The following is a 20,261-nucleotide window of genomic DNA, read 5'->3' as shown; positions in this document are numbered from 1 at the left end:
GACGGGTGGTACCTTAGGGTCGAGCAAAATTATTTTCGTGCAGCGAGATGAATGCCGTCTGCGCGTCGCGTGATCACGAGATTGAACACGTCGGCCAGGCGCTGTGCCACGGCATCCGGATCGGTCAGGCGGAAGCGGCCGGAGACAAGCGCGCTGGCGACAGCGGGATCGTCGATCCGCAACGGGGTGTGGCCATAGCTGTTGACGACTTCCACGAGGGTACCGAGCGGCAGCGCACGATATTCGGCCCATCCGCTCGGCCAGTCGCGGCTGCCGACCGCATCACGCGGGGATACCTGGTGTCCGGCGTGGGGACCAAGGGCGCGTGCGGTTGACGGTCGCAGGGGGGCAGCATCGGACCGCAGTGCCGCGTCATGCCAGAGGGGCCTGGCCTGGGCTGCGCCACGCCACAGCACGGCCTGCCCTGCTTCGCCGCTGGTCTCGACATCGAGCAGCGCTGTGTCGCCGGCAATTTCTTCTTTCGCCGCAGTAACGATGAACGGGCGGCCGTCCTTGACCAGATCGAGACGCGCACGACCGTTGACCAGCGCGAAGCGCCGCTGGCTTCCGCTCAGGTGGACATCCACGCGGCTGGCCGCATCGAGGGTAATGGTCGAGCCGTCAGCCAGATGGATGCTGCGGATCGCGCCGTTGTCGCTGGCGAGCACTTGTGCTGGCGAGGATGGCGGCTCGCTCCCGGACCATGCATGCAGGAGCAAACCGAGGCTTGCAACGGCGACAGCAGCGAGCCCGGCAATGAGCAGCCCGCGCCAGCGCCGGGATTGCGCCACGGCGATCGTCGGTTCGTGGCGGTCAGCACCATAGCGGTCCGAAATCTGCAGGATGGCGGCATCGCGATACAGGCGCTCGATGCGCGCGTAGCTCGAGGCATGGGCGGCGCTGCGCGCAATCCAGCCTTCGAATTCTTCCTGCCGGGTGAATCCTTCGGTATCCTGGCGCACCACGAACCAGGCGATCGCCTCTTCCTCGATCAGGTCGATCTCTGGGCCGGTTGGCGGCACAGTGGTCATCGCGCCGGTTCCACGGCCCGGGCAATTGCAGCAAGGGCTTTCATCATGTGATATTCGACTGTTGCCACGGAAATGCCAAGCGCTTCATGGATTTCGCGATAAGTCTGGCCATCGACCCGGTGCATCAGGAAAACTTCGCGGGTGCGTGGTGAAAGGGCTTGTACGGCGGCCTCGTACAAGGCGAGCAGTTCGGCAGCTTCGAGCGCCAGTCCCTGCTCTGGTGCAACGGCGGGTTCCTCGGTTTCTGCCAGAGCCAGCGGGGCAGGGTGGCGCGCTGCGCGGCGGGCCCGGTCGATCAGCAGATTGCCCGCAACCTTGCGCAGGAATGCTGCGGGGTTGGCCAGGCGATCCGCGTCGGCGCTACCCAGCGCGCGCACGAAGACATCGTGGAGCAGGTCGGTTGCCAGATCCGGATCGACCTTGCGGCGCAGGAAACGCAGCAATCCGGGCCGCTCCGCGCGATAGGCGCGGCCAAGCAGGGTTTCGGTCGGAGCGGGGCGCCCCGAGGATGAAGACACGGCCGTTTCCGTGCCGGCATACCCAACAACGCGCCGGAAGGCACGTCGCTTGGTTCAGGACTGTGCTGCCAAGGCACCGCAGGGAAGCCGTTCCCGGTGGTGCGGCAGCCGCCCGACCGCTTGGTCAGGCGTGCATGATGTCTGGCGGGAGCCATTCCCAGGTTGCCGCGCCAGCGATCGGCAACCAGCGCCATCATGGCGCAGCGTGCCAGGACTGACAAGCGCTTAGCCGGCAAGGCGGACGAGCAGAGCGCTTGCTGCAGCAATGCGTCGCTGCGCAAAGCGGCCCAGCAGCGGAATCAGCGACGCCAATGGCGCGCCACCGTCTCGGGCCCGCGACCAGGTCTCCTCCAGGCTGTCCAGTTCGGCTGCGACATCCTCCAGCACCTCCGCTTCGTGATGAAGCACCGGGGCAAGGCGATCGTCGATCTGCTGCGCAAGATCGCCCCAGGCCCGGTTGCGGCAGGCCTGCGCAAGATCGGTGATCAGCGCGCGCCGACGCGTTGTCAGTTGCGTGTCGGCCATGTTGTCCGCAGCCGCAACACTGAGGTCCAGTCCGCTAGGTGTTGCGTCTTCAAGCGCGTGCAGGATTATGTGGTGTTGGCAGGTGAGAAGATCGCGCACATCCTGCTCGAGCAGGCGCGGCACGAGAAACCCCAGGCCGGGATGTAGCACGACCAGCCCTTCGCCAAGGAGGCGGTTGAGGCTGTCGCGCACCGGCGTGGCGCTGACCATCAATTGGGCGGCCAGGCGGGCGCTCTCCAGTCGCGTGCCTGGTGGCCAGGTGGCCGTCAGCAAGCGCTCGCGCAAGGCGCGATAGGTCGGCTCGAAGACATGGGCCGGGCTCAAGCGTCATGCCTCGCAAATGCCGCCAGCGCGCTCGCCTGATCGGGGCGCAGCGCATCGACGGCGCCGAGCGCTGCCGGAACAGTGTCCTCGAGCAGCAGCGACGGGCATTGCCCTTCGAAATTGCCGAGGTTGGGCCGATGCTGAACATAGCCGAGGAGTTCGGTCAGTGGACGCGGAAACTGCCGCGCTACGGCCGGCGGGTAGGCGAGGAACGGGTTTTCATAAGGCTTGAGCCAGCCCAGGCTGTAACCGATAACGATACCCCGGCGCGGTCTTGTCGTGATGTTGGCACCGCCACCATGGACGGTGGACCCGAGGAAGCAGATCGCCGCTCCGGCCTGGCAGGCCGCGACCACCGGGGCGGGCAGATCATCGAGCGCTTGTGGCGGACGGCGATGGGTGCCGGGATAGAGCCGCGTCGCACCATTGTTTGCGGTGAACGTGGTGAGCGGCCACATGACATTGAGCAGGAATTCGTGGGTGCCTTTGACGCCGCCCCACATGTCCTGGTCGGCATGGGGAAATTGCGCGCGCTCGCCAGGATGGATTGCAATGGCCTGGGCAACATTGAGCTGGATGCGTTCGCAGGCTGTGCCCAGCACGGCTTCGGCCAGCGCCAGGATATGCGGACAGAGCACCAGGTCCTGCACCTGATCGGCGCGGGTCAGCAGTCGCCCAAAGCGCTTGGTCCTGTGGCCGTAGAAGTCGCCTCTGGCATAAGGCGTTGCCGCGAAATCATCGGCCAGTTCGCGATCCAGTGCTCGGATCCAGGCGCGCGGCACGGCATCGTGGACGATCACGAAGCCGTCGCGATCCAGCACGGCGAGATCGGCTGCGAGCCGCGTGCTGGTCATGCCAGGTCTCCTGCACGATGCAGGACACGGGCAGCCCGGTCGTAGACGCCGCCAGCGATCAGGCCGGGCAGCGTCTGGTCGTCAATCGTGATGTGCAGCGCGACGAGATCGCTGGCGCGCAGGTTGCCGGCGGGCCCGAGCTTGCGGCAAACCCAACCGAACCGGGCAATCTGCTCGAACCAGGCGTAGGTGGCGATGCCGGTATAGGCGGCAATGCCGTGGGCCAGCGCGTGTTCGGCGAGCGCCGTAACCAGCTGGTTGCGGGTCTTGCGTCGTGCGACGGCGCCCAGAGCGGGATCCAGACAAAAACGCGTAATCTCGCGGATACCCGGCCCGCAGGGAACGCCAGCGGGGCACAGGTGGGCATAGAGGTCACCCAGCAGGTGCGGACCATCGCTGCGCAGCAGCCGCGCCGAGCCACAATGGGTTCCGTCCGTGTCGGCCAGAACCAGGTATTCGGCGCACGGATTGTCGAACTGATCGACTTCGAATCGACCGGCGAGAACCGGCAGATCCCACCCCAGCAGATCGACGAAGACGCGCTTGCGGGCGGCAAACATCGCGCGCAGGGCTTTGGTCTCAACATCCACCGGCGCCGGGGCGCTTGGCTGTGGGCGGGCCCGCGACAGCATCGGGTTGGGTAGCATGGTGGTCATCCCCGTTGTGGCATGACCAGATCCCATCACGTCGCAGCGCAGCCGACCATACCAAGGAATGGGGATGCTGCAGCCGGTTCTTCGGTCAGCCCGATCGTTGACCCGCACGCCACCACCACGGGAAAATGTCCTGGTAGCCGATGAAGCCACAGAGCAGGGCGAAGGTCGTCAGCTCATGGCGCGAATGCAGGGCACTGCGTTCGCGCGCCATCTTGAGATGCTGGATGACCGTTTCCTCGCTGATCCCGAGAATGATGCTGGTTTCGTAGGCTGTCTTGCCGCGCGCTGCCCACAGCACGCACTCGCGCTGGCGATCGGTGAACTGGACCTGCGGCGGCGTGGTTGGTCCGACGGTCAGGCGGCGTGCCGCGGCGAGGGCGATCGCGCCGATCAGTTCGGCAACCATCAGCATGCCCTGTGGCAAGCTTCGTTCGGCACGCATGACGAAACTGCAGGAGCCGCTCGATTCGCCAGGAAGATGCCTGCCAATAGTATAGCCATCGGCAAGACCGACCTCACGGCCAATGTCCAGCATCTGGCGATCGCCTTTGGTCATGGGGATGAGACGGGACAAGTCTCGCCAGGCAAAACCGGTCAGGCTCTTGTCGCACGCCCGCCTGACAGGATCCCGGCCGGCAAGGTCGAACGCCACATAGACCTTCGCCCAGGCGTCGGGATAGTCGTGCAGAAGCACACCATCGGGCGATGCGCCGTGATGATGCAAATCGAAATTGAGCGCAAAATGGTCGAAGCCCATGCGTCTGCTGGCGCGCTGCAGAGCCCTATGCAAGTTCGACAGATCAAACGCTTGGGCGATGTCGTGTGACAATTCCTCGGTGAGATACAAAGGCATGGCAAGGCCGTGCGATGGCACGGATCGGCTACCCAAGCTCCAATCGTGATCGCCTTAAGGTGGGTGTCGTCGGCTAAGTTCCACACTGCCACGGCGCCCAGTTGAGCTATATGTCGTTCCGCCTTCAATTTGGCGTCTTACGGTGGGCGAACACTTTGGCGCAGCACTGGGGTGGTCCTTCGAAATATGCAGACGTGCGCGTATCATTATGTCGTACAAACGAAGGCTTGCAATGGCAGGATATCTTGAAGCGGTCTGGTTGTTGTTCGACGACGGCCCTTGCCGCCATTCAATTTTCCTTCTGACTCACCGCCCCACCTTACAGTCAGATTCAGGATGGTACGTTGGGCGCACCGCTTTCGGTAATTTTGACGCTCCAGCTGCCGATCGCAGCTGCGTCGCGCGCCCCCCCGCTCCCGCTATGACTCGCGGGTAAGCCTGAACAGCCCATCGTACAAGGCGTGCAAAAACCTGCCACCCACTGGACACAGAACCACGTCCGCGTTGTTGAGACCGAGAAAGTGCGGCGCGTCAGCAACCCGTCGCGGAAGCCCTCGTTGAAGCAGGTGGGATGTTGTCTCGATGCCCCGGCGCGTCATCAACTCGCTCGGCTAATCGAGCGTCACAGCGTTGCAAAAGAGGCTCGAACCGCCGACGCTCGGTTAGACTGGAATTTGATAGCCCGGTGGCTCAGTGCACAACGGCAGAGGCGGTCATAACGTCGGGGCTCAGCATTATTGTTGGTCCATCCGACTGACTAAAGCCGGCGCAGGCCATTAAGCTAGCCTGACGGCAAGGCCCCATTTGGTTTCCGGTCAGGTTGCGAGGCTAAAAGGCCCGGTCGTGTACGAGCACGGTGAACGTGGCGAACATGATCTGCACGTCGCGCCAGATAGTCCAGCCGTCCAGGTATTCGAGATCAGCCTGGAGGCGGCCAGACAGGTCCGCCTCTGTATCGGTAGCGCCGCGGAAGCCGCGAACCTGAGCCAGCCCGGTCAGGCCTGGCTTGAGCGAATGGCGCTGATTGTAGCGCGGATCGACTTCCCAGAAGCGCTTGGTCCCAGCAAGCGAACCCAAGGCATGCGGGCGTGGGCCCACAATGCTCATGTCGCCGCGCAATACGTTGAGCAACTGGGGTAATTCATCGATACTGGTGCGGCGGATCAGGCGGCCGATGCGGGTGATACGGTCGTCATCCTTACTGGCTGAGCGGGCACCAGCTGAATCAAGCTGCGCCACGCGCATAGAGCGGAACTTGTAGATCCAGAACAGCCGGTTATTGCGACCCTGGCGCTGTTGCTTGAAGAAGACCGGGCCGCGATCTTCCAGATAGATCAGTAAGGCCACGGTCAGCAGCAGGGGCGTTAAGAACAAGACGGCCGGTCCGGCAATAGCCAGATCCATCGCACGTTTGGCTGCGCGACCGCGCATGCCCAGCGGCCCTGCCGATACTACTAAAGAGCCAGTGTCATCAACGCGGCGTGCACCGAGTACGCCCATGGCCACTACCGTTTCGTCGATTAGTTCACCGGTAATGTTGGCGCCCTTGAGCACCATGGCCCATTCCATCTGCCGCTCTGGCGGGCAGCTGACCAGCACCCGGTCCATGTTGGTCATGAACATGGCCAGGCGGTCGAGCATGTGCGGATCGTTGCGATTGGGCACCAGGCGGTGCTGGCGGGCATCGATATGCCAGGCGTGGGGAATGCGCACCGGCAGGCCGCCATCATCGAGGATGAGAACGTTCTGCGCCGTGGGGCCGCACATCTTGCGGATCAGCGGCTGCACCGCGGTACGCCCCAGGATCAACGCGATGGCGCAGGCCAGGAAACTGGCGCCGGTCGACACGCGCGAGATCTGGTCGGAAACCTTGGCGAAAAAGGCGATGAAGATCAGCATCGCGAATGCAGCGAGCAGCGAGGCAAAGGCCCGATGCCGGCTGAAGCGCGACGAGGTGAGCGCGGAGAGCGAGTAGGCGTTGAAGGCCAGCGCGGCGATCACGTAGAACGGCACCAGCAACGCCAGTTGCCGCAGCTGCGAAGCGGGCGTCATCCCGTATTGTGCCTCGCTGGCGCCCAGCATGGCGACGATGATCATCAGCACGTCGAGCAGGATCAGCATCATGTAGCACTGCAGGCGGCGATGTTCGAGCGAAGCGGCAAGCGGTAGCTTGAGGCGCGCGGCGTTAGTCGAACGCTGCTCACTCTGCTTGGCTTGGGCCGTCTGGGCCGGGAGATCTAGCGTGGTCATTGCCGCTCTCACTGTCCTTCGATGCCGGTGCCGCAATGAAGCAGCCTTCGTTTTAGGGCGCAGGTAAGGCGAATCGTGCCCCATCCGGTCGACTTGTGGCCGCCGCTGCGTCCGAACAGGTCTTTGTTGCGCTGCAATATCTACATGCTTGCTCCATAATGGCAAGTATCTATGCTTAGCATGGTTCCGCAGCATGCACTACGGCAGCGATCGGCCGTGCCTAGCGTGCTGCAGCCCGCGCAATTTCCGCCAGGGCCTGCCAAAGTGCCAGATCGGCGTTGCGGCTATCGGCCAACAAACTGCGATGTAACGAAATAAGTCGTTGCAGAAGTCGCTCCAGGCGACGGCCCCGCCAGCGCTTGAGCTGATTTGCCAGATCGGGTTTGTCCCGAAAGAAAACTCGCCGCGCGGCCATTTCCTGTTCCAGGAAACTATTGATATCGCTGCGGCTTCCCATGCGCCCGCAAAGTTGCGCCAGTTGTGCGGCCCGTCGTTCGAACGCAAGCAGCAAACCGACGGGGTTAATTCCCATTTCCCGCGCGCGCGCCAGTTCGGAGCCGACTCGACGGCTGTCGCCAGACAGCACCGCATTGACCACCGGCATCATGCCATCGTCTTCGGTCGATGCGCCGATGGCATCAAGCGCGGCGGCGTCGGCCGTGCGCGGCGATTGCGGGCTGGCATCGAGATAGAGCGCGAGCTTTTCCACCTCGCTGCGCGCCATCCGGGTATCGAGCGCGGTGGCGCGGGCGATGCGCTCGGCGAGATCTCCGGTCATGCGCAAGCCGGCCGCGCCGGCCATGTCGCGCACGGCATCGACGACCGAACGCAGATCGGGCGGATGGAACATGCCGACCAGGGTATCACCGCGATCGCCCAGCAACTTGGCTACGCGTGACTTGTCGGTGGCCGCGCTGGCAACGATCAGCACCGGCCAGCCGTCTACCGGGCTAGCCAGCAGGGTTTCGACGGCATCGAACACTTCATCGCCGGCGGTGCGCACGTGGATCTGGCGGCGGTCACCAAACAGGGAAACCGAGCGCGCTTCGTCGGCCAGGCGTACAGGATCGCGGCGCAGTTCCGCCCCGGCCAGTTCCACCCGCTCCGCCTCGCCCAGGAGGCCGGCGATGCGAGCGGCGGCATCGGCTGCCCCGGCTTCGTCGGGGCCGCAGAAATAGAAGATCCGGCAATCCTGCGCGGCGCGGGCAGCCGCGCCGGCAAAGGTCTTTTGCGTAACCTTCACGGCGATCGGCCTATTGGCCGGGGGCAGGAGAGGGCGAAGGCGCGGGGGCGGCAGGCACGGCGACAGGCGCAGTGCCCTGGGTCTTTTCGCGCAGCCGGGTGGCGACGCGGGTGATGATCTGGTCGGCAATCTCGCGCGAGAGGTTTTCCTGCGCGGTCTGTTCTGCCGCGATCACGGAATACTCGCTCGATACCACGTCAAGCCCGGCGTCGGCCGATGCCGTGGCATCGAGCACGATTGCCCCGTTGCCTAGATCGACCAGCTGATAGCGCGCACGCATGGTGCGCCGTTCGCGCGTGATGGTGTCGTCCGACAGCTGGCCCAGGCCCTGAAGCTTTTCGTCAAGGCGCACGTCTAGGCGGTACTGCGGCTGCTTGCCCCCGCTGCCCAACCGGTCGGTGAGGGCGTGGCGCACCAGCCAGCCAGACTTGCCGGCGATCGGCGCCACGTCCACCGCAGACACCGCCCGTGCCACGGCGCCCGATCCGCCGCCGGCATACATCGGCTGCAACCCGCAGCCGGCCAGCGGCAGACAGAACAAGGCCAAACAGAGCGTGATGCGGGACTTAGACAACGAGGTTCACCAATCGATCGGGCACCACGATTACCTTCTTCACAGCTGCCCCGTCGAGTGCACGCTGCACCTTGTCGGATGCCAGCGCAAGGGCTTCCAGTTCCTCGCGCGCGGTGCCCTTGGCGACGGTCAGCGTATCACGCAGCTTCCCCTTGACCTGAACGGCGACGGTCACTTCGTCGTCGACCAGCAGAGCCGGATCGACCGTCGGCCAGGCGGCGTCGGCCACCAGGCCGCTGCCGTGCGTGGCAAAGGCTTCTTCGGCCAGATGCGGCATCATCGGCGCCACGAGCAGCAGCAGCGTGCGGATCGCCTGGGTGCGGCTGGCCGAGGGCGCGGCCTTTTCGGTGGCGCCGGTCAGCTCATAGATGCGCGCAACGGCCTTGTTGAAGCCGAGTGCCTCGATATCCAGTGCGACGGCATGCACCGTCTGGTGGACCTTGCGATCGAGCGCCTTGTCCTCGCCCGTGGCGCTGGCATCGGCCTGGGCAAACAGGCGCCACAACCGCTGCACGAAGCGCGCGCAGCCCTCGATTCCGGCTTCCGACCAAGGCAGGTCACGCTCGGGTGGGCTGTCTGACAGCATGAACCAGCGGATCGCGTCGGCGCCATAGCGGGCCACGATATCGTCGGGGTCCACCACGTTCTTCTTGGACTTCGACATCTTGATGACGCGGCCGATTTCCACCAGCTGGCCATCAGCCTTGAGCGTTGCCCCGTCGCCGGTGCGCTCCACCTCGCCCGGTGCGTACCAGATCGGCTGGCCATTGGCGGGATCGACGCGGGAATAGGTCTCGTGCGTGACCATGCCTTGCGTGAACAGGCTGCCGAACGGCTCGGTCACCTCGATCTTGCCGATCCGGGCCAGCGCACGGGTCCAGAAACGGGCATAGAGCAGGTGCAGAATCGCATGCTCGATGCCGCCGATATACTGTTCCACCGGCAGCCACTGCTTGATCACGTCGGGATCGAACGGGCGATCGGCCGGCTGGCTGGCAAAGCGCAGGAAATACCACGAACTGTCGACGAACGTGTCGAGTGTGTCGGTCTCGCGCCGCGCGGCGTGGCCGCATTGCGGGCAGGGCACATGCTTCCAGGTGGGATGGCGGTCGAGCGGATTGCCCGGCACCGAGAAATCCACGTCGTCGGGCAGGGTGACCGGCAGCTGCTTCTTGGGCACCGGCACCACGCCGCACACTTCGCAGTGCACGAAGGGGATCGGCGTGCCCCAATAGCGCTGGCGACTCACACCCCAGTCGCGCAGGCGCCACACGGTCTGGCCCTGGCCCCAGCCTTCGCCCTGGGCGCGGTCGATCACGGCCTTCTTGGCCTGCGCCACGCTCATCCCGTCGAGGAACTGCGAGTTGACCAGCACGCCATCGCCGGCCTCTGCTTCGACACCGAACGGCTTATCGGCGTCGGCGGGATCGGTAGCGACCACGCGCAGGATCGGCAGGCCATACTTGGTGGCGAAATCGAAGTCGCGCTGGTCGTGTCCGGGCACGGCCATGATCGCGCCGGTGCCATAATCCATCAGCACGAAGTTGGCGATGTAGACAGGCAGCGCCGCCCCGGTGAGCGGATGGCGCGCGGTGATGCCGGTGTCAAAGCCCAGCTTTTCCGCCGTTTCCAGCTCGGCCGCAGTGGTGCCGCCCTGCTTGCACAGGGCGATGAAATCCTGCGCAGCAGGATTGCCGGCGGCCACGCCCTGCGCCACCGGATGATCGGCGGCCACGGCGACGAAGCTGGCGCCAAAGATCGTGTCGGGGCGGGTGGTATAGACCTCCAGGCTGTCCCCGTTCGACAGGTCGAACGCGAATTGCAGGCCCTGGCTCTTGCCGATCCAGTTTTCCTGCATCAGCCGCACCTTTTCCGGCCACTTGTCGAGGGTGGACAGCCCCTCGAGCAGTTCGTCGGCGAAGTCCGTAATCTTCAGGAACCACTGGTTCAGCTTGCGCTTTTCGACCAGCGCGCCGCTGCGCCAGCCGCGCCCGTCGATCACCTGCTCGTTGGCGAGCACGGTGTGGTCGATCGGGTCCCAGTTGACCGCCGATTCCTTGCGATAGACCAGGCCTGCCGCATAGAGATCGAGGAACAGGGCCTGTTCATGCCCGTAATATTCCGGCTCGCACGTGGCGATTTCGCGGCTCCAGTCGAGCGCAAAGCCCAGGCGCTTCAATTGCGCCTTCATGTTGGCGATGTTTTCGCGCGTCCAGCCGCCCGGATGTACGCCCTTTTCCATGGCGGCGTTTTCCGCCGGCATGCCGAACGCGTCCCAGCCCATGGGATGCAAGACTTCGTGCCCGATCATGCGCTTGTAGCGCGCCAGCACGTCACCCATGGTATAGTTGCGCACGTGGCCGATGTGGATGCGCCCCGACGGATAGGGGAACATCTCGAGCACATAGCTGCGCGGCTTCGCGCTCGTATCGTCGGCGCGGAAGGACTGGGCATCGTCCCACGCCTTCTGCCAGCGCAGATCGGCGGTTGCGGAATCGAAACGGGTGGGTTCTGAAGACGGGGCGGAAGTCATGGCGCGCTCTTTAGGAAGCGGCACGCCTTATCGCAAGCGCGTGCCGCTGCCGGGCGTGCCACCGTTTCGGTCGATACGGGTGGGGTCGGTCAGTTGATGCCCGAAGGCAGCGCCTGGCGGCGCAGGTCGCGCGCCTTGGTCAGGATGACGTCTTCCAGCTTCTGGACGGTGGCGGCCTGGACCGGCGCATCGACCCACACACCGTTCTGGGAGACCTGGCGGCTCGCTGCGACGCGCAGAGCGTCGGCGCGCAGATCCTGGTCGAGGATCGACACGGTCACCTTGATGCGTTCGCCCGGGTTGCGCGGGCTGGTGTACCAATCGGTGACGATCACGCCGCCGTTGCTGTCGGTCTGCAGCAGCGGCATGAACGACAGCGAATCGAGGGTGGCGCGCCACAGGTAGGCATTCACGCCGATCGTGGTCACTTTGCTCGACGCCATGTCAGTGCGCATGCGCTCGAGCTTGCCGAGCTTCTTGTGGCCATGGCTTGCGCAGCCGGCAATCGCCACGGCCAGGATGCCGACGGCAAGCGCGCGGCCGATCGTCCGGCTGGCGCCACGGATCTGGCCGGCGGCATCAGCCGGTGCAGTGTCAGAGGCCGCGGTGGTGTTGTGGCGGGCGATGGCGCTGATCGTCACGTCAATCCTGTCCTGTCTGGCGCAGCGGCGGTCATCCCCGCGGCGATGATAAAACCGTGCTGGCGCACGGCAGAGAAAAATTTTCCGTGGCCTCGCACGGTTGCTTTGGCCACGCCTCTATCACCCTGGTACGCTGCCCGGCAAGCCGCGTTGCCAGGACACGCGCATTGTTTCATCTGAGCTGGCAAATCCCCGGCGTACAAGGGCGTGGGGCACTGACGGTTGAAGCGGTTGCGGCGGTGAACGCGTGGTGAATGACCGGGCAACCAAAACCGATTGCAGCAAGCGTGGGTGGATGCACTTTGGCCCGCAATCCGTGGTGTTTGGGCAGGTGGTCCGGCATTGGTGTCACCACTTGGCCACAGCGCGGGAAATCCTTGGCGGTTCCGACGTTTCCAATCTGGAAATCACCGGGGCGAAGGAGTACATCGAAGTGGAGTGTCATGCCTTCGTCATGTTAGCGTCGTTTTACCGGCCACATCGATCGCATGATGCATAATGTGATTCGCAACGACCAAAGACAGGAAGCAGGCAGGAACATGAGCGGCAGGGGCAGCAAAAAGGCGAACGCGCAGGGCTTGCGCCGTTCCGTGCTGCCGCGCGCGCTGCGGGCGCCGCTGCTCGCCGCCACCTGCATTGCCGCTGGCCTGGTCATCGCCCCCACGGTCAGCAGTGCCGTCACCGGCTCGTTCAAGCCGCTTGCCCAGGTCAGCCTGGCGGCGCGCGGCGGCATCGGTTCGTTCACCCCGGCTTCGGGCGATCCCAAGCTGGCTGCCGCGATCACCGTGCGTGGCCTTGGCAACAGCCATATGTTCCGCTTCACCCCGGCCGGCGCAGATTCGCGTGCGGACCGCGCCATCACCGTGGCGGTGCGGGTCAACCCGGAAGTTGCCCGGGCGATCTCGGTGCGTGGCGTGCTCGGCAACATTGGCGGCGCTGCCGGCAACGGCACCCCGCTGCGCATCGTGCCCAATGCCTTCAACCTGGGCATGGCGCGCGGCTACCAAAGCTTTGCCGTGACCAGCGGTCTTGGCACCGGCGACGGCTTCGACCGTGATACGCAGCGCCTCGACATGCCCGATCTCAATCACTTTGCCGTGGCCACGCCGTCGGCCGCTGCCACCACGGGCAGCACTGGCCGTCTCGCGCCGCGCATCGCGCTGGACGAGAAGGAGCGCGCCGGCCGCGCCCCGCGCACGCTGGAAACCCAGGGCGATTACCAGGTCGATTTCGGCGGCAGCTATCGCCTGACCCGCAATCTCGATGTGACTGCGGGTGTTCGCTACTCCTCGGACCGCGATCGCCTGCATCCGCTGACCGATGCGCGCCAGGACAGCCAAGCGGTTTACCTCGGAACGCAGTTCCGCTTCTGATCGCCGCATTGCCCCCGCGATCTTCTCCATTTCGGTGGAACAACAGGCTCGCTTCGGCGGGCCTTTTTGTTGCAAGCTGCGCCAGCACCATCCTGCGCGTGGCCGCGGTCCGCATGGGGCGAGCAGGCGCATTTGCTGCGTTTGCCGGCCGCAGCATCACTGCCTCAATCCTGCGCCATTGCTTATCGATATTCGTCGAAGAAATTTATCGGTTTGGACGCAAGCCGGCTTGTCGCGCGGGTGTCATCACCCTAGCCTAGCCGCTCTCCAAGCTGGTGAAGTACGGGAGTACAAGAATGACGCGAGTGGCCATCGTAACGGGCGGAACCCGGGGTATCGGCGAAGCGATCTGCCTTGCCTTGCAGGAACAGGGACGAACCGTCGTTGCGAATTATGCGGGCAACGAGGAAAAGGCCAAGGCCTTTACCGAACGGACCGGAATCAAGGCCTACCGTTGGGACGTGGGCGATCACGAAGCGACGATGGAAGGCTGCGCCCGCGTAGCGGCCGAAGTGGGCGCGATCGACATCGTGGTCAACAACGCCGGCATCACCCGCGATGGCGTGCTGCACAAGATGAGCTTCGATGACTGGAACGAGGTCATGCGCATCAACCTGGGCGGTTGCTTCAACATGGCCAAGGCCACGTTCCAGGGCATGCGCGATCGTGGTTGGGGCCGTATCGTCAACATCGGCTCGATCAATGGCCAGGCCGGCCAGTATGGCCAGGTCAACTATGCCGCAGCCAAATCCGGCATTCATGGCTTTACCAAGGCCCTGGCCCAGGAAGGCGCCAAGTATGGTGTGACGGTTAATGCCATCGCGCCGGGCTATATCGATACCGACATGGTCGCGGCGGTGCCGCCTGCTGTGCTGGAAAAGATCGTTGCCCGCATTCCCACCGGCCGCCTTGGCCAGGCCAGCGAAATTGCGCGTGGCGTTGCCTTCCTGACTTCGGAAGAGGGCGGCTTCGTTACCGGATCGACGATGTCGATCAATGGTGGCCAGCACATGTACTGATGTTTGGCGGGTGGCACCGCGCGTGCCGCCCGTCACCTGCGGCATGACCAGTCCCTATCATCCCCCGGTCAAGCGCTCGGTCGAAATCGCCGGGCACAAGACCTCGATCAGCCTGGAACCGCTGTTCTGGGATTGGCTGCGCCGCGCGGCAGAGGCTGAAGGCCTGCCGCTGAATGCGCTGGTCGCGCGAATCGATGCCGAACGCATCGCCAGCCCGACGCCGCCCGGCCTCGCCGGGGCGATTCGCCTGTGGCTGGCGGCGCAAGCCGTGGCAGCTGCGCGCAGCGATTGAGCGCGCGCAGCTTCACTACGTTTCCGGTCAGCCGGCCGAGTTTTCGCCGCGAATCTCGGTCAGCTTGCGTTCCCAGGCAATGGCATGGGCAATGATCGTATCGAGATCGGCATAACGCGGCACCCAGGGCAGCGTCGCCTTGATGCGGCTGTTGTCGGAAATCAGCGAGTCGGGATCGCCGGCGCGGCGGCCCTGCAGCACGCGGTTGATCTTGCGGTTGGTCACCCGGTCCACCGCGTCGAGCACCTCCAGCACCGAGAAGCCCCGGCCATAGCCGCAGTTCATGGTAAGCGAGCGGGCCGGATCGGCGATCAGCGCATCGAGCGCCAGGACATGCGCATTGGCAAGGTCGGAGACGTGGATGTAATCGCGCACGCCGGTGCCATCGGGCGTGGCAAAGTCGGTGCCGAATACGCCAACGCTCTCACGCTTGCCCAGGGCCGCTTCCACCGCGACCTTGATGAGATGCGTGGCTCCGGCGGTCGACTGGCCGGTGCGCGCCTGCGGATCGGCGCCGGCAACGTTGAAATAGCGCAGCACGCAAAAGTTGAGCGGATGCGCGCGCGCCGTGTCGGCCAGCATGATCTCGCTCATCAGCTTGGACATGCCATAGGGATTGATCGGCTGCTTGGCGCTGTCCTCGGTCACCGGCGACACTTCGGGCACGCCATAGGTGGCGGCGGTGGAGGAAAAGATGAAATGCTTTACGCCGCCGGTCACCGCCGCCTCGATCAGGCTGCGGGTCTTGGCCGTGTTGTTGTGGTAATACTTGAGCGGATCGCTCACGGATTCCGGCACGATGATCGAGCCGGCAAAGTGCATGATCGCGCCGATATTCTGTTCGGCGATGATGCGAGCCAGCAGGTCCTGGTCGGCAATGTCACCCTGGTAGAACGCCACGCCATCGGGAATGGCAAAGCGAAATCCGGTCACCAGATTGTCGATCACCGTAACCGGCCAGCCGGCATCCTTGAGGGCCAGCACGGCGTGGCTGCCGATATAGCCTGCGCCGCCGGTAACAAGGACTGGAACTTTCGACATGATGCGTACCTTTTCTGGCGCTGCAGCCCCGCTGCCGAGGCCATGAAAGAGGAAGATGCAAAAGTTGTGGGCGTGCGACCGCCCTAATCGATCCGGGCGCCACCTTTCCACAGCGCCAGCACGCGCCCTTCGACCGGGCGGCGGTCGAACGGGGTGTTGCCAGCGCTTGCGGCCATCTTGTCGGAATTGACCACCCAGGGCCGGGTGGGATGGATCACGGCCAGATCGGCCTCTGCGCCCACCGCCAGGCGCCCGGCGTTGATGCCGAGCAGCGCGGCGGGATTGCCGGCCAGCAGGGCAAAGGCGCGGGCCATGTCGATCACGCCATCGCGCACCAGGGTCAGCGTCAGCGGCAGCAGGGTTTCTGCGCCGGCCATCCCCGGCTCGGCATCGGCAAAGGGCAGGCGCTTGTCTTCCGGCCCGCGCGGGTCGTGGCCCGAGGCGATCACGTCGATCGTGCCATCGCCGATGGCCGCGATCACGGCCTTGCGATCGGCATCGGCACGCAGCGGTGGGGAAAAGCGGCAAAACGTGCGGAAATCGACCAGTTCGAGGTCCGACAACATGAAGTGGGCCGGGGTAACGCCTGCCGTCACCTGCACGCCGCGCAGCTTGGCGGCGCGCACCAGATCGAGCGCCTTGGCGGTGGTCACCTGGCGGATGTGCAGGCGCGCGCCGGTCATTTCGGCCAGCGCGATATCGCGCGCCACAGCCAGGCTTTCCGCCTCGGCTGGGGCAGAGGGCAGGCCCAGCCGCGTCGCCACTTCGCCGGCGGTGGCGACGGCATGGCCAGTGATGCCATCGTCCTCGGCATGGGTTACCACGACAAGGTCGAGCATCGCGCAGTAGGACAGGAGCCTCAGCATCACGCCCGAATCGGCAATCCAGCGGCGACCGGTGCTGACCGCGCGCGCCCCGGCATCACGCATCAGCGCCAGTTCGGCAAGTTCGGCACCTTCAAGCCCGCGGGTCGCGGCGGCGAGGGGGTGGACCCAGAAATCGGGCTTGCCCGATTGCGCGGCAAACCGCACCCGCGCCGGGTGATCGAGCGGCGGGCCCTGATCCGGCATCAGCGCGGCGCGGGTAATTCCGCCAAAATGAAACGCCGGCTTGTCGATCGCGAACACGCCCAGATCGACCAGGCCCGGCGCAACCAGCGCGCCGCGCGCATCGAACACGGCATCGCCATCCTGGGCCACGGCCTCGGCACCGAGCGCCACGATGCGCCCGCCCTGGCAGCGCAGATCGGCGGCCATCGGCTCTCCGGTGGGCAGGACCAGGCGCCCATTGGTGATGACAAGGGGTTGCGGCGTCATGCGTTTTCTCCGCCCAGCGGTTCCCAGCCGGGCAATTGCCGGGCGCGCCGGGTGAGCACTTCCAGACAGGCCATGCGGATCGCCACGCCGCTTTCCACCTGGCGGGTGATCAGGCTGCGTTCGACATGATCGGCCACCTGGCTGTCGATTTCGATCCCCCGGTTCATCGGCCCGGGATGCATGACCAGCGCGCCGGCCTCGGCCTGGGCCAGGCGATCGAGCGACAGGCCATAGAGGTGGCGATATTCACGCGGGGAGGGGATGAACTGGCCCTGCATCCGCTCCATCTGCAGGCGCAGCATCATCACCACCTGGGCACCTTTGAGCGCGGCGTCGAAATCGTGGAATACCTTGACGCCCATCACCTCGATTTCCGACGGCATCAGCGCGGGCGGGGCGCAAACGCTGACCTCGCAGCCCAGCGCGGTCAGCGACAGGATGTTGGACCGCGCCACCCGGCTGTGCAGGATATCACCGCAGATCGTCACGCGCAGACCGTTGAGATCGCTGCCTTTGGGAAGGCCCAGCGCATGGCGGATGGTCAGCGCATCGAGCAGCGCCTGGGTGGGGTGTTCGTGCTGGCCATCACCCGCATTGAGCACCGGGCAATCGACCTTTTCGGCGATCAGCCGCACCGCGCCCGAGCTGGCATGGCGGATGACGATGGCGTCTGCCCGCATCGCGTTGAGCGTCATCGCCGTATCGATCAGCGTTTCGCCCTTCTTCACGCTGGACGTGGCCGCGTGCATGTTGACCACGTCGGCGCCCAGCCGCTTGCCGGCGATTTCGAACGACAGCAGTGTGCGCGTGCTGTTTTCGAAAAAGGCGTTGATGATGGTCAGGCCCGAAAGCAGGTCGGCGCGCTTTTGCGACTGGCGGTTGAGTTCCACCCACTGCTCCGCCTCGTCCAGCAGGTAGAGGATCTCGTGCCGGGCAAGCTGACCGATTCCAGTCAGATCGCGGTGGGGAAAGGCAAGGCCGCCCGCAGGATAGCTGCGCGCCGGGCTGGCTGACGAGGGGGATTGGCTCGATGGGTGCATCGAAGACCACGCCCTAGACCTGCGCGGCCTTCCCGACAAGTGTTTCGACTGGCGCGGGCCGCGCCGGCTGGCTAGATATCCCCCATGAAATTTGCCCGCTCGGTCTGGAAAGTCCTCGTCGCGATCAAGGATGGCCTTGTCCTCCTGTTCCTCCTGCTGTTCTTCTGGGCGCTCTATGCCGCGCTGACGCTGCGGCCCACGCCCGGCCAGGTCCGCGATGGCGCCCTGACCATCACGCTGGACGGCAGCGTGGTGGAAGAACGCAGCGCGCTGGCACCGGCGCAGCTGCTGCTGTCGGGAGAGGCGCCCGCCCACGAATTCCAGGCTCGCGACGTGGCCCGCGCAATCGAGACGGCGGCCGATGACAGCCGCATCAAGGCCGTGGTGATCGATCTGGAGCAGTTCACCGGCGGCCGTCAGGTGCACATGAGCCGAATCGGCGCGGCGATGGACAAGGTGCGCGCCGCGCATAAGCCGGTGCTGGTGCGCGCGCTGCTCTATACCGACGATGCGGTGCAGCTGGCGGCCCACGCCAGCGAGGCATGGGTCGATCCGATCGGCGGGGCAGTGGTCACCGGGCCAGGCGGTTCGCAACTCTATTACAAGGCCTTGATGGACCGCTTCAAGGTCAAGGCGCACATCTTCAAGGTGGGCACCTACAAGTCTGCGGTGGAACCCTATGCCCGCAGCGATGCCTCACCCGAGGCCAAGGAGAACCTCTCCGCGATCTATGGCGCGCTGTGGTCGGCTTGGAAGGCGGAAGTGACCAAGGCGCGGCCCAAGGCCAATATCGACTTGGTCACGCGTGATCCGCCGCAATGGCTGGCGCAGAGCGGTGGCGACATGGCCCAGGCCGCGGTCAAGGCCGGGCTGGTCGACAAGGTGGGTGACAAGATCGCCTTCGGCAAGCGCGTGGGCGACCTGGTCGGCCATGATCCGGCGGCGGGCGAGGGCGGCTACAAGGGCTCTACCCTGGCGCAATATCTCGCCGACAAGCCCGCCCCGACGACTGGCAAGGCGATTGCCGTGGTCACCGTGGCCGGCACGATCGTCGATGGCGATGCCGGGCCGGGCTCGGCTGGCGGCACGCGCATTGCCAACCTGATCGACCAGGCCGTGGCCAGCGGCAACTACGCCGCGCTGGTGGTGCGGGTGGATTCGCCCGGCGGCTCGGTCACGGCAGCAGAGCGCATCCGTGCGGCGATTGCCCGGGCCCGCGCCAAGGGGCTGCCGGTCGCGGTCTCGATGGCCAACCTTGCGGCAAGCGGGGGCTATTGGGTCTCCACCCCGGCGCAGCGGGTGTTTGCCGAACCGGCGACGATCACTGGTTCGATCGGCGTATTTGCCGTTATCCCGAGCTTTGAGGACACGCTGGCGAGCTATGGCGTGACCGCGGACGGTGTGCGCACCACGCCGCTCTCGGGCCAGCCCGATGTGGTTGGCGGCCTCAGCCCGCAGTTCGAGGCGCTCTCGCAGGCTTCGGTAGAAAGCTATTACGCGCGGTTCCTGCGCCTGGTGGCCGATGCCCGGCACAAGAGCCCGCAGGACATCGACAAGATCGCGCAGGGCCGGGTGTGGGATGGTGGCACCGCGCGCCAGATCGGCCTGGTCGATCAATTCGGTGAACTGGAAGATGCGGTGGCCTGGGCGGCCAAGGCCGCCAAGGCGGAAAGCTGGCACGCCGAATTTTTGGGCAGCAATCCCGGGGGCTGGCAAGGCTTCCTGTCGGGCCTGATGGGCGATGATGGCAGCACCGATAGCCGCGCGGCGGGCGATGTCACCGGGCTGCTCGCCCAGCGGCAGCAGGCACTGGGTTGGCGCGTGCTGGCCGATCTGGGCCGGCTCAACAGCACCGCAGGTGCGCAAGTCTATTGCCTGGAATGCGGCGGCACCGCGGCCATGGCGCCGCCGCCCGCAGCCCAGGGCCTGGTGGCGCAGGCGTCATGGCTGGCCTTGCTGGGCAAGCTGCTCTGAACGCCTGCTGGAAAGCCGGTCAGTCGGGCGCGGGGAATTCGTCCGGGCTGATCGGGTCGATCCGGTCGGGTGTTACCGGCGGGGTTTCGCTGGGCGCCGGTTCGGGGGTTTCCTGCGGGGTGATCGCCGGCGGAACGTCGGGCGGCGATTGCGGGTCGATGCGATCGGGCGGGGGTGTGCTGGCCATGGCAGATGCTCCTTGCG

General features: G+C 65.3%; 19 protein-coding genes. 4 read left to right on the top strand and 15 right to left on the bottom strand.

The genetic code is table 11. The features are described 5' to 3' along the window. Positions 1 to 29: 29 nt before the first annotated feature. The 11 genes from IP65_RS15795 to IP65_RS15745 all read right to left on the bottom strand — a co-directional run bounded on the left by IP65_RS15795 (position 30) and on the right by IP65_RS15745 (position 11,867). On the bottom strand, positions 30 to 1,031 hold the full coding sequence (locus IP65_RS15795) for a FecR domain-containing protein (protein ID WP_054132284.1): 1,002 nt from the start codon (positions 1,029 to 1,031) through the stop codon (positions 30 to 32). Next, entirely contained in the window at positions 1,028 to 1,549 is a 522-nt protein-coding gene (locus IP65_RS15790) for an RNA polymerase sigma factor (protein WP_174544788.1), read from the bottom strand. The genes IP65_RS15795 and IP65_RS15790 overlap by 4 nt, the downstream gene beginning before the upstream one ends. Positions 1,550 to 1,774: 225 nt before the next feature. Beyond that, positions 1,775 to 2,398 (bottom strand): GntR family transcriptional regulator, encoded by a 624-nt coding sequence (locus IP65_RS15785; protein WP_054132283.1) that lies wholly within the window; start codon positions 2,396 to 2,398, stop codon positions 1,775 to 1,777. Further along, entirely contained in the window at positions 2,395 to 3,252 is an 858-nt protein-coding gene (locus IP65_RS15780; protein WP_054132282.1) for a phytanoyl-CoA dioxygenase family protein, read from the bottom strand. Before IP65_RS15780 ends, IP65_RS15785 begins: the two co-directional genes overlap by 4 nt. Continuing rightward, the gene (locus tag IP65_RS15775; RefSeq protein WP_022676524.1) at positions 3,249 to 3,908 is read right to left on the bottom strand and encodes an acyl-homoserine-lactone synthase; all 660 of its coding nucleotides are present in this window, start codon (positions 3,906 to 3,908) and stop codon (positions 3,249 to 3,251) included. The genes IP65_RS15780 and IP65_RS15775 overlap by 4 nt, the downstream gene beginning before the upstream one ends. 85 nt (positions 3,909 to 3,993) lie before the next feature. Further along, on the bottom strand, positions 3,994 to 4,761 hold the full coding sequence (locus IP65_RS15770; RefSeq protein WP_028657915.1) for a LuxR family transcriptional regulator: 768 nt from the start codon (positions 4,759 to 4,761) through the stop codon (positions 3,994 to 3,996). An 828-nt stretch (positions 4,762 to 5,589) separates the two neighbouring features. Next, positions 5,590 to 7,011 carry an exopolysaccharide biosynthesis polyprenyl glycosylphosphotransferase gene (locus tag IP65_RS15765; RefSeq protein ID WP_231627744.1) on the bottom strand — a complete coding sequence of 474 codons (1,422 nt, stop codon included), beginning with the start codon at positions 7,009 to 7,011 and terminating at the stop codon, positions 5,590 to 5,592. A gap of 220 nt (positions 7,012 to 7,231) precedes the next feature. Beyond that, the gene (holA, locus tag IP65_RS15760) at positions 7,232 to 8,254 is read right to left on the bottom strand and encodes a DNA polymerase III subunit delta (protein WP_054132281.1); all 1,023 of its coding nucleotides are present in this window, start codon (positions 8,252 to 8,254) and stop codon (positions 7,232 to 7,234) included. 10 nt (positions 8,255 to 8,264) lie between these two features. Then, on the bottom strand, positions 8,265 to 8,756 hold the full coding sequence (lptE, locus tag IP65_RS15755; RefSeq protein ID WP_022676528.1) for an LPS assembly lipoprotein LptE: 492 nt from the start codon (positions 8,754 to 8,756) through the stop codon (positions 8,265 to 8,267). Positions 8,757 to 8,820: 64 nt separating this feature from the next. Next, positions 8,821 to 11,361: a leucine--tRNA ligase gene (gene leuS / locus IP65_RS15750; RefSeq protein ID WP_054132280.1), complete on the bottom strand. Its 2,541-nt coding sequence runs from the start codon at positions 11,359 to 11,361 to the stop codon at positions 8,821 to 8,823. Positions 11,362 to 11,450: 89 nt separating this feature from the next. Further along, on the bottom strand, positions 11,451 to 11,867 hold the full coding sequence (locus tag IP65_RS15745; protein ID WP_369801301.1) for a DUF3576 domain-containing protein: 417 nt from the start codon (positions 11,865 to 11,867) through the stop codon (positions 11,451 to 11,453). A 713-nt stretch (positions 11,868 to 12,580) separates the two neighbouring features. Between IP65_RS15745 and IP65_RS15735 the strand changes: the two genes are divergently transcribed. From IP65_RS15735 to IP65_RS15725, 3 genes are all read left to right on the top strand, one after another. Next, complete coding sequence (locus tag IP65_RS15735; protein WP_231627743.1) at positions 12,581 to 13,375, top strand: hypothetical protein; 795 nt, start codon at positions 12,581 to 12,583, stop codon at positions 13,373 to 13,375. Positions 13,376 to 13,671: 296 nt separating this feature from the next. Beyond that, positions 13,672 to 14,394, top strand: coding sequence for an acetoacetyl-CoA reductase (gene phbB / locus IP65_RS15730; protein ID WP_022676532.1), 723 nt, complete (start codon positions 13,672 to 13,674; stop codon positions 14,392 to 14,394). 43 nt (positions 14,395 to 14,437) lie between these two features. Beyond that, complete coding sequence (locus IP65_RS15725) at positions 14,438 to 14,686, top strand: ribbon-helix-helix domain-containing protein (protein WP_028657920.1); 249 nt, start codon at positions 14,438 to 14,440, stop codon at positions 14,684 to 14,686. Positions 14,687 to 14,713: 27 nt separating this feature from the next. Here IP65_RS15725 and galE read toward each other — a convergent pair whose 3' ends face one another. The 3 genes from galE to IP65_RS15710 all read right to left on the bottom strand — a co-directional run bounded on the left by galE (position 14,714) and on the right by IP65_RS15710 (position 18,083). Further along, positions 14,714 to 15,727: a UDP-glucose 4-epimerase GalE gene (galE, locus tag IP65_RS15720; RefSeq protein ID WP_054132278.1), complete on the bottom strand. Its 1,014-nt coding sequence runs from the start codon at positions 15,725 to 15,727 to the stop codon at positions 14,714 to 14,716. A gap of 83 nt (positions 15,728 to 15,810) precedes the next feature. After that, a complete protein-coding gene (locus IP65_RS15715; protein ID WP_054132277.1) occupies positions 15,811 to 17,043 on the bottom strand; it encodes a dihydroorotase family protein in 1,233 nt (410 codons plus the stop codon). Further along, positions 17,040 to 18,083 (bottom strand): aspartate carbamoyltransferase catalytic subunit, encoded by a 1,044-nt coding sequence (locus IP65_RS15710; protein ID WP_054132276.1) that lies wholly within the window; start codon positions 18,081 to 18,083, stop codon positions 17,040 to 17,042. Before IP65_RS15710 ends, IP65_RS15715 begins: the two co-directional genes overlap by 4 nt. Before the next feature lie 84 nt (positions 18,084 to 18,167). Here IP65_RS15710 and sppA point away from each other — a divergent pair, with 84 nt between their 5' ends. After that, positions 18,168 to 20,057, top strand: a complete 1,890-nt coding sequence (gene sppA, locus IP65_RS15705; RefSeq protein WP_054132275.1) for a signal peptide peptidase SppA — start codon at positions 18,168 to 18,170, stop codon at positions 20,055 to 20,057. A gap of 19 nt (positions 20,058 to 20,076) precedes the next feature. Here the strand turns inward: sppA and IP65_RS21740 are convergent, their stop codons facing one another. Then, a complete protein-coding gene (locus IP65_RS21740) occupies positions 20,077 to 20,244 on the bottom strand; it encodes a hypothetical protein (RefSeq protein WP_022676538.1) in 168 nt (55 codons plus the stop codon). Positions 20,245 to 20,261: the final 17 nt, after the last annotated feature.

The organism is Novosphingobium sp. AAP1 (assembly GCF_001295765.1).
Taxonomy (GTDB): domain Bacteria; phylum Pseudomonadota; class Alphaproteobacteria; order Sphingomonadales; family Sphingomonadaceae; genus Novosphingobium; species Novosphingobium capsulatum.
Note: the sequence above shows the minus strand (reverse complement) of the source record. Positions and strands in the feature narration are given on the sequence as shown.

Excerpts from the sequence above, each read along its gene's own strand:
- IP65_RS15795 (WP_054132284.1), bottom strand. The coding sequence starts at position 1,031 with ATGACCACTGTGCCGCCAACCGGCCCAGAGATCGACCTGATCGAGGAA.
- IP65_RS15780 (WP_054132282.1), bottom strand. The coding sequence starts at position 3,252 with ATGACCAGCACGCGGCTCGCAGCCGATCTCGCCGTGCTGGATCGCGAC.
- IP65_RS15775 (WP_022676524.1), bottom strand. The coding sequence starts at position 3,908 with ATGACCACCATGCTACCCAACCCGATGCTGTCGCGGGCCCGCCCACAG.
- IP65_RS15770 (WP_028657915.1), bottom strand. The coding sequence starts at position 4,761 with ATGCCTTTGTATCTCACCGAGGAATTGTCACACGACATCGCCCAAGCG.
- IP65_RS15765 (WP_231627744.1), bottom strand. The coding sequence starts at position 7,011 with ATGACCACGCTAGATCTCCCGGCCCAGACGGCCCAAGCCAAGCAGAGT.
- lptE (WP_022676528.1), bottom strand. The coding sequence starts at position 8,756 with ATGTATGCCGGCGGCGGATCGGGCGCCGTGGCACGGGCGGTGTCTGCG.
- leuS (WP_054132280.1), bottom strand. The coding sequence starts at position 11,361 with ATGACTTCCGCCCCGTCTTCAGAACCCACCCGTTTCGATTCCGCAACC.
- phbB (WP_022676532.1), top strand. The coding sequence starts at position 13,672 with ATGACGCGAGTGGCCATCGTAACGGGCGGAACCCGGGGTATCGGCGAA.
- IP65_RS15725 (WP_028657920.1), top strand. The coding sequence starts at position 14,438 with ATGACCAGTCCCTATCATCCCCCGGTCAAGCGCTCGGTCGAAATCGCC.
- galE (WP_054132278.1), bottom strand. The coding sequence starts at position 15,727 with ATGTCGAAAGTTCCAGTCCTTGTTACCGGCGGCGCAGGCTATATCGGC.
- IP65_RS15715 (WP_054132277.1), bottom strand. The coding sequence starts at position 17,043 with ATGACGCCGCAACCCCTTGTCATCACCAATGGGCGCCTGGTCCTGCCC.
- IP65_RS15710 (WP_054132276.1), bottom strand. The coding sequence starts at position 18,083 with ATGCACCCATCGAGCCAATCCCCCTCGTCAGCCAGCCCGGCGCGCAGC.
- sppA (WP_054132275.1), top strand. The coding sequence starts at position 18,168 with ATGAAATTTGCCCGCTCGGTCTGGAAAGTCCTCGTCGCGATCAAGGAT.
- IP65_RS21740 (WP_022676538.1), bottom strand. The coding sequence starts at position 20,244 with ATGGCCAGCACACCCCCGCCCGATCGCATCGACCCGCAATCGCCGCCC.